Source organism: Natrinema zhouii (genome assembly GCF_013456555.2).
In the GTDB taxonomy this organism is placed as follows: domain Archaea; phylum Halobacteriota; class Halobacteria; order Halobacteriales; family Natrialbaceae; genus Natrinema; species Natrinema zhouii.
The window spans coordinates 322,564-339,352 of record NZ_CP084884.1 but is presented as its reverse complement, the minus strand read 5'-3'; the positions used below and the strand labels follow the sequence as shown (position 1 = coordinate 339,352).

Here is a 16,789-nt window from a genome sequence, read left to right as displayed (position 1 = left end):
CAGTACTATGTCTGCAATTGGTCACACAATGTCGGAACTTCCTGGTGAGCTTCATCTGTTCTCTCCAACCGGCCCCCCGATCGAGGAGCGAGTCGCACCTATCTTCGTCGAGTGTCTGAGTGAACACGATGTCGGCGATATCCTCGTGTTGAAGCGGTTCCCGACTGGCATCGAGACGTTTACCGATATTCTGGCAACTCATGTCGAGACCGTTGAACGACCAGAAGTGATGTCGCTTACGCGATTTGCTCGAACAATCCTCGAAGCAAGCCCACAGAACCCAACGCTCGTCTCGCAGCATGAGCGTGCTGATGTTCTTGCGTCGGTGCTCTCCGAGTACGAATGGGCCGATTCGTTTCTGCAACAAGCGTCGGCCTTCGATGCCTTCGAAGACGACGTCGGTCGCTTCACGCTCGCAGCAGCGTGGCAAAATCAGAACGTGGACCCGAACGATTCCTCGCTCACTGAATTATTCGACTTCACGGCTCACCTGCAGGAGGTTCTTGCGACGAACGGGTATGCTGAACGTGCGAGCATTATCCCACGAGCCTTAGAGTACCTGGAGGCGGAGACCGCACGTCCGCCGATTCTCGATCAGTTCGATGTGATTCTGACAGTAGAGGTTGAGGAGTTTTCTGCCCTGGAACGCCGATTCTTGGCAGCCGCGTCGACGGACACTGATTTGGTGTGTGTCGGAGAACGACATGGGAGTATTCAGCGGGTCCGGAACGAACCCGGAGACATCACCGACCATCTTCGCATGGAAACCGTCGATCACGATTCATCGCGTCCCATATCAGGACCTGCTCAGGTAGCAGCGTATCTCGCGACAGGCGAAGCGCCACAACCGGCAGCTACGGACGGTCTATTCGAGATAACCGAGGTGACGTTCGCCGATCAGGTGCAGACCGTCGCAGAAGAAATCGAACGCCGTCGAACGACAGAGGGGTGGTCGTACGATGAGTTCGCGGTCGTCCTCAAAGATTCGAGTTCACCTATCCAAGAGACCGTTCGTATCTTACAGCAAGCAGGCATTCCGACGGCGTCCATCACCACGAGTGCGCTTTCTGATGACCCTGCCGCTCGGGAGCTGTATCATGTTGCTCGATCTCTTGAGTCGGGTGGAGATGACCAATCCCGAACTCTGCTTGAAGCGAGAGTTCCGGACTTCACAACGATTCTCGACGATGACGAACTGGCGACTGAACCAGTTTCGGACGCATTGACGACCTGGGTTCTCGACACGGATCTCAAGCAACGGGTAGCTGCGAACGAATCACGTCTGGAAGCTCGCATCCAGTTCCAGCACATCAGGCGTATTCTCGACCTCGCGAGGTTCGTTGAGGATTGTCCGCTACTGGAATCCTCGTGGGACGCGTTCTGTCAGGCACTGGAGCGAGCATTCCGATACTCTGCACCTGACTTCTACAGCGAGGTCGACGTAAAGGAGGGCGGGGTCCTCGTCGACTCTGCTCGTGTGGTCAAAAACGCTTCCTGGAAGGCGGTGTTCGTCCTGAACGTCGTCGAGGAGGAGTACCCTGCAGTCCCACGCTTTTCATCGCTCTTTCCGATTGCGCAACTCAAATCACTCCCCGAATACCCTGCTGTCACGAGTCCGACTCGAGACGAAGTTCGTGAAACCTTCCCGACCGCAGACGACGACATCAACCACCCGTTCTCGGCGTACTACACTGAGCTGAGCCGACGGCTCCTCGCGGTTGGCGCCAACGCGGCGACGGATCAACTGTATTTCTGTACCTATACAGAGAACGCAGCAGATCCAGGAAAGTACAAACAGCCGTCCCGCTTCTTGCAACAGCTCCGGGACCAGTTCGAATTTGACTCGATCACCCACGAGGACGTCCATAGCCAGGGTCGTGCTGCAACGAGAGTACTCTCCAGCGTAGATCGTGCTCTTCAGGACGTACGGACCGCACCCGTCACTGGCGGTGACGTCGACCTGAACGCGATTGAGACGCAGTTCGGCGCGATCCAGCAGCTGTTGGATGAGACAGATGACCCCGGACTTGAAGCCGCATTCGAAGCACATGTCGACTTCGCTGAAGGGAGGGTTCGCCGTGACTGATTCCGACTCATCGCAACCGTTGTCTCCTTCCCGACTGGGAACGTACACTCGGTGTTCGCGTCAGTACGAATATAAGCACAACCTCTCTGTCGAAAATTCCAATCAAACGCGCCGATATTTAGACCGTGGGCTGGCGCTGCACGGCACCATTGAGTATGTCTGTGAGACCGTAACTGGAGAGTCGGATGAAGAGATTCGTACTCTCGCGCTCGATGCCTTCGCCGACGAGTGGGACTCTCGCATGAGTCGCACTGAGTACGCCACTGCTGCTCACTACGAGTATGATAAACAACTCGCCCGTGCAGCGATTGAGGCCTACTTCTCGAGCGGTCCAGGACTTGATCACGTTCGTGGATCCGTTCTCACGGAAGTCGAACTCGAATGTGAACGAGATGATGTTTTCCTCCACGGATACGCTGATAATGTCGTCCGTACGGACGACGGCCTCCAGATTATCGACTACAAGCCATCCGTCAGGTATGAGCTCTCGACGACCGACCGCGCAAAGGAGAAGCTCCGCGAGCACCTTGCCGGCGAGGACTATCACCCTCGTATCGTTAAGAGTGCAATTCAGGTGGCGACCTACATCGAGGGGATTCAGAATACATCCGTCTACGAGCCGGGGATGGAGATCGTCTTCACGTACTATGGACTACTCGCAAACACGGATCTCGAAAAGAGTACTGCCGGCGTCCGACCCCGTGTCTCGGGCTATGGTCGTGATGTCGAGGAAACCTACTATAGCGAAGAAGAAACGATCTGGGGGCTGATTCAGCGGGCACACGACGGGATACGTGAGAACGACTTCGAACCCATTCAGTGGGACGCCATCCGCGAGAACGCCTGTGGCCGATGTGATTATCGATCTATGTGTACCGATGCACTCGCAGAGGAGGTGCAGTTCTGATGTCACCACCACCCTCCGAAGACGAACCCGTCGAAGAGCCGTCACCGCGGATTCCCCAACAGCGCATCATCGAGTCTGGTGAGTATCCGATGCGAGTGTTGGCCGGAGCCGGGACCGGTAAGACGTTCACGATGGTTCGAAAGGTCGAGCACTTGATCGACGAACACGATGTCTCACCGGATCGAATCCTCGCATTGACGTTCACGAACAAGGCTGCAGACTCGATGCGCGAGAAGCTGAACGAGAAGCTTGGCGCACCGGGATACGACGTAAACGCGTATACCTATCACTCCATCTGCCACGATATCCTTCGAGAGTACGCGTATCACGCTGAAATCGATCCGCAATTCGATGTCGTGAATAACGCTGATCGAACCGCCCTCATTCACGAAGCGCTCGATGAAATCACCTATCGATTCACCAGTCCTGAAGTCTATGGCCCCGATTCGCATGCCGATGGGGCGGCAGGCAGCCTGCTCAAATTCATCTCCACAATGAAGAGCAAAGGGATCTCCCCGAGTACCATCGAGACATTCCTTGGTGACGCTGACCGCCTCCTAGAACTAGAGGCACTCGTCGACCGAATTGTCGACCGGGCGAACGAGACGGTGCGGGTCAGCTGGCGGGCCCCGTCTGCAGACCGCCTCGAGGAGATGCGTGACGGAATCGCCGACCTTCAGCAATCGATAGCAGACGAACGATCTGCGCTCGGTCAGGCTGGGGTCGAACGGTCGGTCGCGACATATCTGCGCGGCATGGAGGAAACCTGTACTTCACTCGCTGAGCTATTAGAAACGGAGGAAGCGTCGATCATCGATGGTGAGTACAAGCCTGCGTTCCGTCTGCCGGCATATCTGTTCGGGACGTACTCCAGTCCACCGAGCGGTATCCCCGATTCGATCTCCGTCACGCTCACCGGGAAACTTCGGTCGTTCGTCGAGGAATGCCAAGAAACAGCCGATCTGGTAGCCGGCTATACGGCGTACGAGCAACGCCTACACGAAGCATCGTTGGTCGACTTTGCCGACTTGATCGGTGCGACACTCGAGCTCCTTGAGGACCCAGACATCCGTGCCGAGATTGCGGGACAGTATGATTACGTGTTCTGTGACGAATTCCAGGATACGGATGCTGTCCAATTCGAACTCGTCGACCAGCTCGCCGACGATGACCAACTGTTCGTGGTCGGTGATGATGACCAGGCGATTTACGAATGGCGTGGGGCGGCAGTTGAGAATATCGGGAGCCGACTCGAGGAACGATACGAGACACTGGTTCCAGAAACACTTGAGGAGAACTTCCGCTCCAAGCAACCGATTCTGGATGTCGCGAACAACGTCATTGCACAGCTAGAGGCCCGTGGGAGCGAGAAGGAACTCACCGCGGTCGGTGACGCTGCGGATGCGAGCGATGGCATTGCGACGATAACGGCAGCTGAGGACGATGAAGAGCAAGCTGAACAGATTGCGACTGCAATCGGCCACCTCCTTACAGGGTCACTCGATGACGTCGATGAAACGTACGACGCAGGCGACATCGCACTTCTCGTACGGAAAAATCGTCATGCAAAGCCGATTGTACGGGCGCTTGAAGAGCGTGGCATCCCGTATCAACTCGCTGGTGGACTCGCGGCTGATTCGGTTGGTGTTGAGACCGTCCTCGCGTATCTCAAAGCACTCGCAAATCCAGCGGACGAGGTCAGTCTGAATCGTGTGTTGACGATGCGCTATCGCCTTCACAACGCTGATCTCAGATTACTTAACACTGCCTCTGATTCGTTATCAGAGGCATTGCAGTCGCTTCCGCTCGACCAATTTCGTGAACCGGAACGTGTTCAACGAGCCCGCGAAGATTTCCAGACGCTGCGTGCCAAGCGAGAGATCTACTCTGTAGCTCGTCTGTTCCGCGAGTTGAAAGAACAAACAAATATCGACTGGTACCTGTCGCCACAAGAACGACGAGACCTACGAACACTGGAGTCACTTATCGACTCCTTCGGAGAGGGAGCGCTCCAGCCAGCATTAGACGAGTCGTTCCTCGATCTGCTCTCCCTCATGGAGTCACTCGACGATAGTATCGCTGGCGTGCAAGACCAAGCTGAGGCGGTGAGTGACGCGGTCAACATCATGACCGTACACAAGAGCAAGGGACTAGAATTCCCGGTCGTCTTTCTTCCGAACCTTTCTGCTGCCCAGTGGGAACCAAGCACGCGCTCGTACGATACACTCGGCCACACGCTCGAAGAGACGGCTGCTACCCCTCTCGACCAGGACTTCGAAAAGCGCGACGAGTATGAAGCGCGCCGCATTTTCCACGTCGCCATGACGCGTGCAGAAGAGCAACTCGTACTCGTTGGTCGGCACGCCGACGACGGCGGAGTTGACGACGGTGATCTCTCGCTATCGTTCATCGACTCCTGGCTCCCCGAGCAAATCCCTTGGCGAGCCACCGGTGCGTCCTTCCCTATCTGGCAAGAGGTCACCACTGGACTTCCACCGGAGGCTACAGATTGGACGGACGAGGTTGCTCCGACCGATGGCGGCCTGGATCCGACTATCTCTGTGAACGGCGAACCCTTATCCCAGTCAGGGGCGCGGGATCGCGTCCTTGAACTTGCTCGTGGTTTGCTGAATGGGGACCTTGAGTCTGTCTCACCTGCAACGGCTGGATTTGCCGTTGAAGCACTGTCGACGGATGGTGGGCCCGCGTTGAGTCACCGGCACAGCTATACTTCGCTCGAGAAGTACAGCCAGTGTTCCCGGCGACACTATCTCGATTATCTTGTTCGTGCGTTCGAGGACCCCCAGCGAGGTGCCCCCGGTTCCGACACCGTATCGATTCGGGACATGGGTATCCTCTTCCACGATACTGCTGAGATAGCTGCGAAACGGAGCCTAATGTCACCCGAGGAATGGAACAATGTCTGTGAGGAACTCGGCCGCCAGGAGAGTTACTCGGCTGATATCGTTGATCAGGCCAAGGATTGTGTCGATCGGTACTTCAGCACTGAGGCGAGTTCGTGGGAGATCCTCAGTGCAGAACGGTCGTTCACGCTCAACATTGATGGTCATACGATTACGGGGAAAATTGACGCTGTCTGTCGCAACTCGGCTGGTAACCTCGTTGTCCTCGATTACAAGGCGACCACGGTACAGCGCTCGCTTGATGACAACTTTCAGTTACCAATCTACTTGCTCGCATGCCAACAGCTCTTCGGCGAACGAATCGATGAAGCCGGCTATGTCTATGTCGGTTCGGTTGGCCCCGACATGAGTACTCGTTCGTTTTCGAGAGATGAGTTAGATCAGTGTCGGGAAGACCTCCTCTCACGGTTACAAGAGGCTGAAGACTCGACCTTTGATGACTACACTGCAGGCGATCACTGCAAATGGTGTCCCCATCGCAGCCTGTCCTGCAGCCAAATTCACTAAACTCTCGCAAACTCTTCTACTCTCTCCTGCCTGTCGATTGCTGTTGTTGCCGATGTCCAACCGAACTAATCTTAATATTAGAATTAAACTTAGGATTAATGCGTCTTCTATAGCTTGGAGTATTTGATAGCGATTTGTTTATTGTATCTGGAAAGTAACATCTCTGGATGTCCGCTCAGAGTGGTGTCGTCCTCAATTGGTCGACCCGACATGGAGAGAAATCCGTATTCGAGGCTCTTACTGAAGCAATTGCTTCGCTGGAAAGCGTCGATCGAGCACTGTGAGACGACTATCGGATAATCTGGGAGACGGTAGACCGGAACTACGACTCGACTTCATACACTATCACTGGCTTTGGAACGAGCGTTGGCGAAACAACCCTGAAAATTAGGGGTGGGCGTGGAGGTGAGTACGAGATTTTCCCCAAACCGAGCTTTGCCCCTTGGATCGTCTACACTCACCCTCAGGCTGGATGGGAAGAGGAACTCACAAAACTCGCTATCCTTTCCCCAGACTTCGAGTACGTTGAGAAGAATGGCTGGCGAGGCTTCCTCTCGAATGCATTCGAGATATTGGAGGAAGTACGCCCATAGAAGGAATTTAATCTTAAGTATAAGGTTATTCTCCTACTGTTGTTCCCAGTTCGGTCTGGGAGACCCTGGAAGCTCGTCCGTTGCTCCGAGTAGTTCATCCATAGTTGTCCAGGGATAACACCGCCCGTGGAGTTCGAAGAGGCGAAAGTCGTTCAAGTGAACCCAGCTGTACGAGGGAACGTCGATCTGCTGATCCTCGAGCTTGCTAGTCATATCGTCGACTGTGATATCGATACCAGCGTGTTCTGCCCGGTCGACGAGCGCCTCGAGTTCTGCAGCTTTCGTCTCCTCGTCGACGTCCGTAGCAGCCATAATCTGTGCCCCAGCAGCGAGAACGTCGCGTTCAGTTGCGAAATTTCCCTCCATTTCCCAGTGGTACGCGCGGGGGAAGGCGTACGCCTTCTCGAAGTACTCGGTTTCACCAAGTTTGCCGAGTTCGTTGACTTCGCCACCTGCATCCTGTTCGAAGACGGCAGCGACGTAGTCACTGAGTGTTGCTGTGATATGGAATTTCACGCGAAATTCGGGAAGACGTGGGATGTCTATGTCGGTGAGGTCGCCGATGAGAAATGCGTACGTTCCATAGCGGCGGTTCAATCGATCGCTGACCGCCCGTACGCGTCGGAGATACGGATCACGATAGCTTCCAAGGACGAGATAGGCAGTCTGGTCGCGGTCGTAGATTGCCGGCGTCTCACTGTTTGCCCACGACAGAATCTGGGTCGCTTCGGTGGACCCGACGTCAAGGCCGCGTAACGCCCGCTGCACGGCTGCCATGATTTTGCCTGCGTTCGGCGGAACGGATGGACCACTCATACCGTTGAACACAATTGGCTGGGTCATAGGCGTTTCTGATTGACTCAGTCAAACAGCGATTTTATTGACTTAGTTAACCCAAACCATTATACAGTCGAGAAGGCTAAGTTGAGATATGAGCGATACGGCTTCGGAGGGATTCGAGGATCCGTTTGCAGAGCAGCGACGAATACGTGAGCTGCTCTCGCAGGAGACTCGGCACCTCATCATCCAGTTAATCCTCGGCCATCCAGCTCACCTCGTGTCGCTGGCCGAACTTGACTACATGATCCCGAAGAACGAGGCTGCTATCCTCGATCAACTTGAGCGGCTTCGAAAGGCGGATATCCTTGACGTCTACGTTCATGAACCGAATGCGTCGACGCGGAATCTCCCCTCGAAATTCTGGGGACCGACTGAACGCGGTGTCGAGATCCTCTACGAACACAACTTCCTCCGGGGCGTCCCGATAGCACGTGCAGTCTATGAGGAGACGAAAAAGTCTGAGCGGGTGATGCGTCACGAAGGTGCCCCGCGACCAGAGCTCCCTGAGGCCGTCACTGATGCCCTCGAGTTTGATGAGCCCGAGTCCGAGACACCTAACGCTCCATAACGGGTGTCCGGGATAGGAAAGGCCAACTCGATCGACTCTTAGTCGGACTGCCGGCACCCCTATCCAACGAATTTTCGGAAAGCATTTTCTCTCCAACCGAACTTCTTCTATTCATCTTGGCGCTGAACCTCGGTTGATATGGTATAATCTTATTCTTAAGATTAAGAATTAGGGTTGATGTCTGAATTGACTCTATGAGAAAGCGAGTGTAACACCCCACCAATCGTGTGAATTATTTTGTAGTAACAAATCTCAATCCTACTATGGGACTTATTGACCGGCTGTTTGGGAACACCCGTATGTCCGAGGAAGAACCGTCAGAGACGATTCCACAGTACGATTGGAACGACGTTAACGCTCGTTCTGAGGCGATACACCAGTATTATGAAGGAATACCGAAGTCTCAGGCCCAGCAAATCGCAGAGATTCTATGCAGAAAACTAACTGAGGGCAATTACAGTATGCGAGGAATCGCCGACGAGGTAATTGAACGCACGGAATTAGATGAAGATCGAGCATTCACGATTATAGGAACGGAAAGTACCGCGATGTCGAACCTGAGACGGGTACAAAGCTATTCGTCCCAAGCTGATTCCCAAGAGTACGTCTACCAGTGGATAGGGCCCGATGACCATCGAACGACAGAAATCTGTGCTGGCATCAAACGAGACATAGAGTCTCGAGATGGAGCTGTTCCGCTCACAATGCTTCAGTCACTTATCAAGGAGCATGCGAGTCAACACGAGAATGGAACGGCAGAACGTGCCTCTGAGTTCCTTCCCCACCGTGAGTGTCGGCACGTGATCTCTCGACACGTCGATTTCTGAGTAAATTTAATCTTAATATTACGATTAAGTGGTCTTCCGCTAGTGCTGGTTCTTAACCAACAAACTACTCCAGAAACTTCCTGTTGGTTAAATCATTCACTCAGTAGATCATCGACCTGCTGCGCAGTCTCTGCAGCTTGGATATCGGAGTAGGATTCGTGGGTCGTCTCGATGCTGGCGTGACGGAGCGCTGACTGCGCTAATTCAGCATGACCATTAGCGTAGAGTTCGTGGCCCAGTCCTCGACGAGCGCCGTGGGGTTTCAGATAGTCACCGTCGACAGCGATGTCGGCATCCTTACAGAGCCGCTTCATCAAGTTGCGAGCTCCGTTCGTCGAAATTGCTGGGGGGACGACATCGTGTTCTCGGAGTACCGTATCGATGTTGTCGCTCTCGAGGATGGTCTCGATTTCGTCGTCTGGAACGTCCCGCTGCGACAGCTGCTCGCGTACGGCGCGATATTTCGAGGGAGCGTGTGCACTGGGAAAGACCGGCCACTCGTCGGTCGGTGGATCGAGGACGGTCTTGTACCGTTCAAGCGCCGTCGCAGCCCTCTCAGGAAGCTGGGCATACTCGTACTCGCGTGACTTTCCGAGGACGCGGACGGCACCAGCGTCGAGCTGGACGTCCCTCCAGGTGATGCCGGTGCGTTTCTCGTCGGAAGGCTCGGCGAATACCTCTGCCCCACGGACACCCGAGAGAGACAAGAGATAGATGATTGCCCGGTCACGGTAGGCTCGATCCCGAGAGATGTCTGCCTCGTCGTCGAGGGCACGCTGGACTCGCTCGTCGACATAGCGCAGGATCGCACGCCGTTCTTCTTGTTGCCAGAACTGGCGATCGGCATCACCGAGGTCTTCTGGGAGTTCGTCAGTCGCGCGCTTGACCTTCGCTGGATTCGAGTCCAGGAGTTCGTCGGCAACACAGAAGGAGAGGAACGCACGGATGTACGCGTAGTAGGTCGTCACGGTGCTTGCTTTCAGGTCCCCGGCACGGACACGTCGCTTGAGGTGGCGAGCGTACCGTCGACAGTCGAGGACGTCCAGCTCTTCGAGGCTCGTCACTCCCCGCTCCTCGTGTAGCCAAGACTGCCACGTCACGAGGGTCGACTGGAAGTTCTTCCGGGAGTTGCCAGCCTCAACACTGTCGAGGTACTGCTGGATGGCCGTCTCGACCGGCGTTCCCCCGAGTGTAGCGTCTCCCTCGTCCGGTTCCATGGTTCGTGCTTGACCGACGGCGGCGACCCACGTAAATCTACTGTGTACAACTCGTCTAATACACAGTAGATTTGGATTCTCGAATTCTTCCTATATCGAAGGATAGGAGGGATGTAACGGCGACACTCTAATTTATAAATTGTATGTGGCTATACGAAGCCCTAGGCCTGAAGGCCACAACTTCGGAGGATGGTTTTGAAGCGTGCCTTCTGTTCTCCGGGAATAGTTATGAAACGGGAGATGCCTAGCGATTCTGATTTCCTCTCACATCACCGGAAGAGAACCTAGCCGGTCTCATCAGCAGTGAAAATAAGGCACACAACACAACCAAAACTCCGAAACTGTGGATCCTTCTCAGAAGTTGGCAGCTTAGTGTGATTTACAAACGATACAGGGGAATTGGTAACTGTTCAAATGAAAGATCACCGTTTAGCAGCAATATATTTCAATCAGCTATTAAATGCCTCTCATGGAGTCTCTATGTTAGAATCTCATTTGAGTCGCGACACCAGCCAAATGTAGCCGTATTCGACAAAGCGAGAGTAAGTAATTAATTCCGATATTTACAATACCATTGGATCCAATGTCACCCTTATGGATTATAATAGGGTTCGAAAGCAGGAATGAAGATGAACAAGATTAAAGACATTGAATTGTCCAGCAATTCCGAAGCAACACTAACCGACAGAACTCGCTCTAAACTGAAAAGGAGGAGTTGCTCGTGACTACACATAACCCGATAGAGTATGCAAATTCACTCAGTTCGAAGTTAGCGACGCGGGAGCGTCACGTCTGTACCTTCCTCGGTGCTGGTGCTGCCTCTGCGTGTGGACTGTCGGACGTATCGGCCCTTCAAAGGGAGGTTCTCTCAGAGTTGAGTACGAAACACGCAGCGGCATTTGAGAATCAGTTAGCTGAAAACGAACTAGAGGATGCATTAAGTAGAATTAGGTCTATTTCAGCCTTAGTCAACGAGGGGCAGTCTCTCGATGATCTGACGGCAGAAGACGCGGCGGCTCTTGACGAAGCAATTTGCCGAGAAATTGTGCAGGCATTGGATATTGAACAGGCTGACATCGACCCGATGCTATATTTCGCCACGTGGGCAGCGCGTGGAGACTACCATCGTCCTGTAGAAGTGTTCACAGTAAATTACGACCTATTGTTAGAGACTGCATTTGAGAAAGTCGGTGCGCGGTACTTCGACGGGTTCGTCGGCAACCTGAACGCACGGTTCCAGACGGAGCTCGTCGAACGGACGAAAGGTGCCAATGGCGATGAAATACCGTCGTCATTCGTGCGACTGTGGAAAGTGCATGGCTCGATTAACTGGGTCCGGAAAGACGGTGACATCGTCCGGGTCGGCCAAGAAGCAGAGGAAAGTGCGGCCGCAATATATCCGTCCGACAGGAAGTACGAAGAGTCAAGGAGAGTTCCCTTCTTGGCGCTCCAAGATCGGTTCCGACGGGCACTACACGAAGACGAGACCATCCTCATCATTTCGGGATATGGATTCGGAGACCAGCACCTGAACGAAATAATCTTTGAGGCCGCGACTCGGTGCAAACGATCAGAGTTTATCGCGTTTTGCTATTCCGAGATACCCGAGAAACTTGCCGAGCGAGCCGAAAAGATACCGAATATTCAGGCTATAGGCCCCCACGAGGCTATTATCGGAGGCAACCGTGGTGAGTGGGAGACTCCGAGAGACGAAACGGAAAACGGAGACTTGGTCTGGAAAGATGGAAAGATGGCCCTGCGGGACTTCCGAAATCTCTCGAAATATCTCGCTCGAAATTTGTCTGTCGAGACGCAGCGTAGATCGGAAACGATGGAAGAGCAACTGGCAGAAATGCTCAGTGAAACTGACGAAGAGGGTAGTTTTGATGAGTCCATAGAGGAAGACGAGATTAGTCGTTTCGGGGAGAGCAATGTTTAACGATAGTCCCACCCAGATTGGTCGGGTCCGTGATGTCAACGGTGCTTCTATCACTGTTGGCCTCGACCAAGAGATGGCGGGGACATCTCCCATCTACCGTGGGAATCTCCACTCGATTGGGCAGGTCGGGTCGTTAGTCAGAATTCCGCAAGGGTTGGTGGATCTTGTAGCGACAGTCAACAAAGTCAGCATCACAGAATCGGTTACTGATTCTGAAATGACGGCCGCACAAATTGACGACGAGCGCGGACTACGAGTTGAATTGATTGGACAGATCGACCGTGGAACAGAACAATTTCAACGTGGCGTCGGGTCGTATCCTGGATTGAACGATCCTGTTCACTTCACGACGTCGTCAGATTTAAAGTCGATTTTTCCGCTCTCTGACGGCGAACGGTTCCGAGCAGGTTGTCTCTCTGTCGACGAGGACATCCCAGTGACTCTGAACGCCGAGCAATTGGTAGTCCAACACGCAGCAATCGTAGGGTCCACTGGTTCGGGAAAGACGAGTGCCGTTTCCTCTCTTCTGCAGAATTTCGTAAAAGAAGGATGGAATGCTAGCAACATTATCGTCATAGACCCACACGGAGAGTACGCGACGGCGTTAGAGGATATCGCATCAGTTCTCAGCGTTTTTGCAGATGGAGACGCCCAATTGCGAGTTCCGTATTGGGCACTCCCTGCAGAGGAAATTTTGGAAATATTCGTGGGCGGTCAACCGAATAAGACATTTCAAAACCGTTTTGAGGAACTCATAACCGAAGCACGTGGTGATTTTGCTAAGGAAGCGGAGTGGTTGGACATCGATCCAACTGCCGTGAGTTCGGAGACACCGATTCCGTTCGACATACGCTCAATTTGGCACAAGATCGATGCGGAAAATCGAGAGACTCGCCAAGTAACAGATGACCCCGAAACAGCATGTCAGACCGACCCTGGTGACGCTGGCGACCTTGAACCAGCACAGTACGAACCATACGGGCCAGCTGGTCAGCCACCAAACAAAGGACCGAAGTACAACCACTACGGAAATAGCCCAGAACATCTCCGACTGGGATTACTTGACCCGCAACTCCGGTTCTTCCAGCGGCCACTCGGAGACCCGACGGGTGAGGACCCACTTGTTGAAGTCACAAAAGGATGGCTTGGAGGCGAAAAACCGATATCGGTACTCGACTTTAGTGGTGTCCCAAATCAGACCGCCGACATTGCCATTGGAGTTGTTTTAGACCTACTTTTTGAACTGGCATTGCGAAGTGATGCCGATGGGAGGGGGATTGGGCGCCCATCTCCCGTTCTGGTAGTTCTAGAGGAGGCCCACCGATACCTCAGCGACAGTGCGGATGGTCTCACGCGGGATGCAGCAAATCGTATAGCACGGGAAGGACGTAAGTACGGAGTGGGACTCCTGGCAGTGACTCAACGCCCGAAAGAGCTTCCTGCGACGGCATTGGCCCAGTGTGGAACCCTTATTTCTCTTCGACTCACCAACTCCGAAGATCAAGGAACAATCAAGGCAGCGCTTCCCGACACTGTCACTGGCATCGCTGACGTTCTTCCATCGCTACGTACGCATGAAGCAATCATTAGCGGTGAAGCCGTAGAATTGCCGGTACGGGCTTTCCTCGATAAACCGAACCCCTGGCCTGAAGCAGAGGACCCCTCACTAGAACCATGGCGTTCAAATCCCGAAGCTCCTGATGTCGAAGACGTTTTGACATCTTGGCGGGATATCTATCAATAAGATATTATCGTGCTTGACTGGGACCCGGTTCATCACTCCTCACGAATCGTCGCTGAAGCGTACGACGAAGATGTACAGCGTATCTACGTTCGATTTACGGACGGAACTGAGTGGTGGTATGGAAATTGCCCACGACATGTTTGGGAAGAGTTTACTACCCCAGGACAGTCACGCGGTAAATACATACATCAGGTATTGGACAATAAGCCAAACGGCCGGCATTAGGCCAAGAAGTGAATTCCGTTCCTCACACCAGATCTCGCAGACGCATGGGACGGTTACAGGGATGCTGGGCCACGGGACGCACAATCAGCCTGCAGGGACCATTACTGACGATACCGAAATGGCGCTTTGTATTGCCCGAAGCCTTTCCGAGCATCACGCGTTCAGGCCGGACGATATCGCTGAGCGCTTTGTCGCCTGGTATGACGGTGGTCCGTTCGATATTGGCCTGATGACCAGTGATGCCATCCAGAACATCAAACACGGAGCATCCTGACGTGATGCTGGCCAGCAGGTGTGGGAGTCCCGCGCTGAAGGGGGCAATGCCGGAAATGGGAGTATCATGCGCTGTGAACCATATTCAGCCGCCTTTCGAGATGAGTGGAGCGACCTCGCACGTGTGAGTGCGACGTCTTCAGCGATCACGCACGCGGATCCGCGCTGCACGTATGGTTGCATCGTGCTCAATCTCATTTTGGCAGAATTAGTAGCCCAGCGACCAACTCCTCTCAGAGACGCTCTCGATCATATCGAAGCCGATGCTCCCGAGGAACTCCTCACAGCGTTACGCTCCGTTCCGGACGGTGTCAATCCCGACACGCTCAGTGCAAGCGGCTACGTGGTCGATACGCTGCAAACATCGCTGTATCACGGACTTACAGCGGACACGGCGGAGGAAGCCATCGTCTCTGCTGTAAATATGGAAGAAGACACCGACACCGTCGGTGCAGTTACGGGAGCTATCGCGGGAGCTCGCTTCGGAGCAGATGCACTCCTCGATCGATGGATCGGCGAGTTGGAGTGTGCTGATGAAATCGAACACCTCGAGTCGGTACTAATCACTGCAGAATTCACCGTGGACGAGGATTCCGTTAGCTAGCTTTCCGAAGCCCCAGTCTATCACTTAATCTTAATATTATGATTCTGGTTAAGTTCAACCGCTACTGACAGCCTACAGTAGCGAATTTGGCTGCTATTTCGATTCCGTGAGAGGACGATGTTCGTCTGGTCTTGGGACGTACCCTGCCTCAATTTCGATATCGACGCGACGCATATCCTTACAGCCCTCTTCGGGTCGTACCGCTGCCAGTCGAGACAGGTACTCGTCTCAGCGGCGACATCGTAGAAATTCCTTGATTCGGTATGAACCTCGTACACGCCGTCCTTCTTCGCTAGCGAGACATCCATCTTTTCGTCGCATGCTCGCCGCGTTCGTGGTGCGAGTTTATCGGCTGACGGTTGTGCCGAGACCGTATCTGTCACCAGTTGGATGGCGCTCTAGGTGTCTCTGCTTGTTACCCATCCACTGTCCGGGGCGAGACGGAGTTGTTAGGTTCCACGAGGCGAATAGGGTGTTCCTCGATCGGGTGATTGTAGGGTAGGAGAAAGAGCGTCTTCACTTGTGTCGGTTGACTTCACTCCCTTGCGTCAACGTGTCCGCTCTACCTTCGTATTAGGATATGCGGCCGACGATGATTTGCACTTTTCACAGAACTCATACCTCCCTTTCACTGCGTTCTGGGGGTTGTCGATAATCAAATCTGCAGTAAGCGGTTCCACTTTTTCGCCGCAACTCATCACAAGTTCCACGCCTGGAATCCGGAGTGCCCCATTTACTTCTTCCAGTATTTCGTTGGGGACGAAATGCCACTCCCCAATAGACGAGTCAGGAACGATTGCAATTCCTTCCAACTGCATCATATCTAACTGTGCCTCTACGGGAATCTCATCCAATACTTCCTTCCGCCTTGGGTCAACATCTAATGTCGAATCTGGACCGATGTTGTATGTCTCAACGATTCTCTTGTCATTACGGGATGTGAACTGAAGATGGCCGAGAACGCTGGTAGACACGTTTTCGGTACGTCCAAGATATCGACCGTTTCGAGTTTCGTAGATGTGAACTGCGTTGTCTGGGAACGCGGTAGCCAGAGCAGCGTACTGACCATTGGGTGAGATCGCTAACGCTGCAGTGTTACTCTCAAAGGACTCTTTCAAAAGCTGCGTGCCGTTAGAATCGAACAAATAGAACGTATCGCCTCGATCGCCTAGCGCTGCTATCGTTCCATCATTCCCAGGAACCGCTTCCGAGATGCCAGAAACTTCGATTACTTGAACGACCTTGTGGGAGCTGACAAGACAGATTCCGGCTGGTTCGTAACCCTTGGAATATTCCCGTTCGTTCTCTGCCCAGCATGCAATGTACTGTCCATTGTCTGATGGAACGCCGTAAAAATCTCGACACCTATCCGGGAAAAAGGATTGATAGGATTCAGGATCAAATGTTGCCCATGCCCTAGTCTTGTCATAGATGTGGTCTTGGGCTTCACATATCTCGATACGCACCTTATCGTCTCTCATCTGAATCCTACCATGAGATTCAAAGAGATAATCTTTTATAGATGACTTACCATT

The 16,789-nt window shown here is 53.5% G+C and carries 10 protein-coding genes and 1 pseudogene; 8 read left to right on the top strand and 3 right to left on the bottom strand.

Going from position 1 to position 16,789, the window contains the following annotated elements:
- Positions 1-7: 7 nt before the first annotated feature.
- From HYG81_RS44085 to HYG81_RS44075, 3 genes are read left to right on the top strand one after another with little or no spacing between them, the layout of a single operon-like run.
- A complete protein-coding gene (locus tag HYG81_RS44085) occupies positions 8-2,086 on the top strand; it encodes a PD-(D/E)XK nuclease family protein (RefSeq protein WP_226778674.1) in 2,079 nt (692 codons plus the stop codon).
- On the top strand, positions 2,079-2,993 hold the full coding sequence (locus HYG81_RS44080) for a PD-(D/E)XK nuclease family protein (RefSeq protein ID WP_226778673.1): 915 nt from the start codon (positions 2,079-2,081) through the stop codon (positions 2,991-2,993). Before HYG81_RS44085 ends, HYG81_RS44080 begins: the two co-directional genes overlap by 8 nt.
- Positions 2,993-6,424 carry an ATP-dependent helicase gene (locus tag HYG81_RS44075; protein ID WP_226778672.1) on the top strand — a complete coding sequence of 1,144 codons (3,432 nt, stop codon included), beginning with the start codon at positions 2,993-2,995 and terminating at the stop codon, positions 6,422-6,424. Before HYG81_RS44080 ends, HYG81_RS44075 begins: the two co-directional genes overlap by 1 nt.
- A 626-nt stretch (positions 6,425-7,050) precedes the next feature.
- On the opposite strand, the gene HYG81_RS44070 is transcribed toward HYG81_RS44075, so the two are convergent.
- The gene (locus HYG81_RS44070; protein WP_226778671.1) at positions 7,051-7,833 is read right to left on the bottom strand and encodes a DUF8170 family protein; all 783 of its coding nucleotides are present in this window, start codon (positions 7,831-7,833) and stop codon (positions 7,051-7,053) included.
- 115 nt (positions 7,834-7,948) lie between these two features.
- Between HYG81_RS44070 and HYG81_RS44065 the strand changes: the two genes are divergently transcribed.
- A complete protein-coding gene (locus tag HYG81_RS44065; RefSeq protein WP_226778670.1) occupies positions 7,949-8,425 on the top strand; it encodes an ArsR family transcriptional regulator in 477 nt (158 codons plus the stop codon).
- 919 nt (positions 8,426-9,344) lie between these two features.
- On the opposite strand, the gene HYG81_RS44060 is transcribed toward HYG81_RS44065, so the two are convergent.
- Positions 9,345-10,469: a tyrosine-type recombinase/integrase gene (locus tag HYG81_RS44060; protein ID WP_226778669.1), complete on the bottom strand. Its 1,125-nt coding sequence runs from the start codon at positions 10,467-10,469 to the stop codon at positions 9,345-9,347.
- A gap of 721 nt (positions 10,470-11,190) precedes the next feature.
- Here HYG81_RS44060 and HYG81_RS44055 point away from each other — a divergent pair.
- The 4 genes and pseudogenes from HYG81_RS44055 (at position 11,191) to HYG81_RS45990 (ending at position 15,254) form a co-directional block, all read left to right on the top strand.
- Positions 11,191-12,408, top strand: a complete 1,218-nt coding sequence (locus HYG81_RS44055) for an SIR2 family protein (RefSeq protein ID WP_226778668.1) — start codon at positions 11,191-11,193, stop codon at positions 12,406-12,408.
- A complete protein-coding gene (locus tag HYG81_RS44050) occupies positions 12,401-14,152 on the top strand; it encodes an ATP-binding protein (RefSeq protein WP_206537184.1) in 1,752 nt (583 codons plus the stop codon). Before HYG81_RS44055 ends, HYG81_RS44050 begins: the two co-directional genes overlap by 8 nt.
- Before the next feature lie 9 nt (positions 14,153-14,161).
- Positions 14,162-14,377, top strand: a complete 216-nt coding sequence (locus HYG81_RS44045) for a KTSC domain-containing protein (protein ID WP_083860938.1) — start codon at positions 14,162-14,164, stop codon at positions 14,375-14,377.
- Positions 14,289-15,254: pseudogene (locus HYG81_RS45990) on the top strand (ADP-ribosylglycohydrolase family protein). Before HYG81_RS44045 ends, HYG81_RS45990 begins: the two are co-directional and overlap by 89 nt.
- Positions 15,255-15,802: 548 nt before the next feature.
- Here the strand turns inward: HYG81_RS45990 and HYG81_RS44035 are convergent.
- Positions 15,803-16,735, bottom strand: a complete 933-nt coding sequence (locus tag HYG81_RS44035) for a WD40 repeat domain-containing protein (protein ID WP_226778667.1) — start codon at positions 16,733-16,735, stop codon at positions 15,803-15,805.
- Positions 16,736-16,789: the final 54 nt, after the last annotated feature.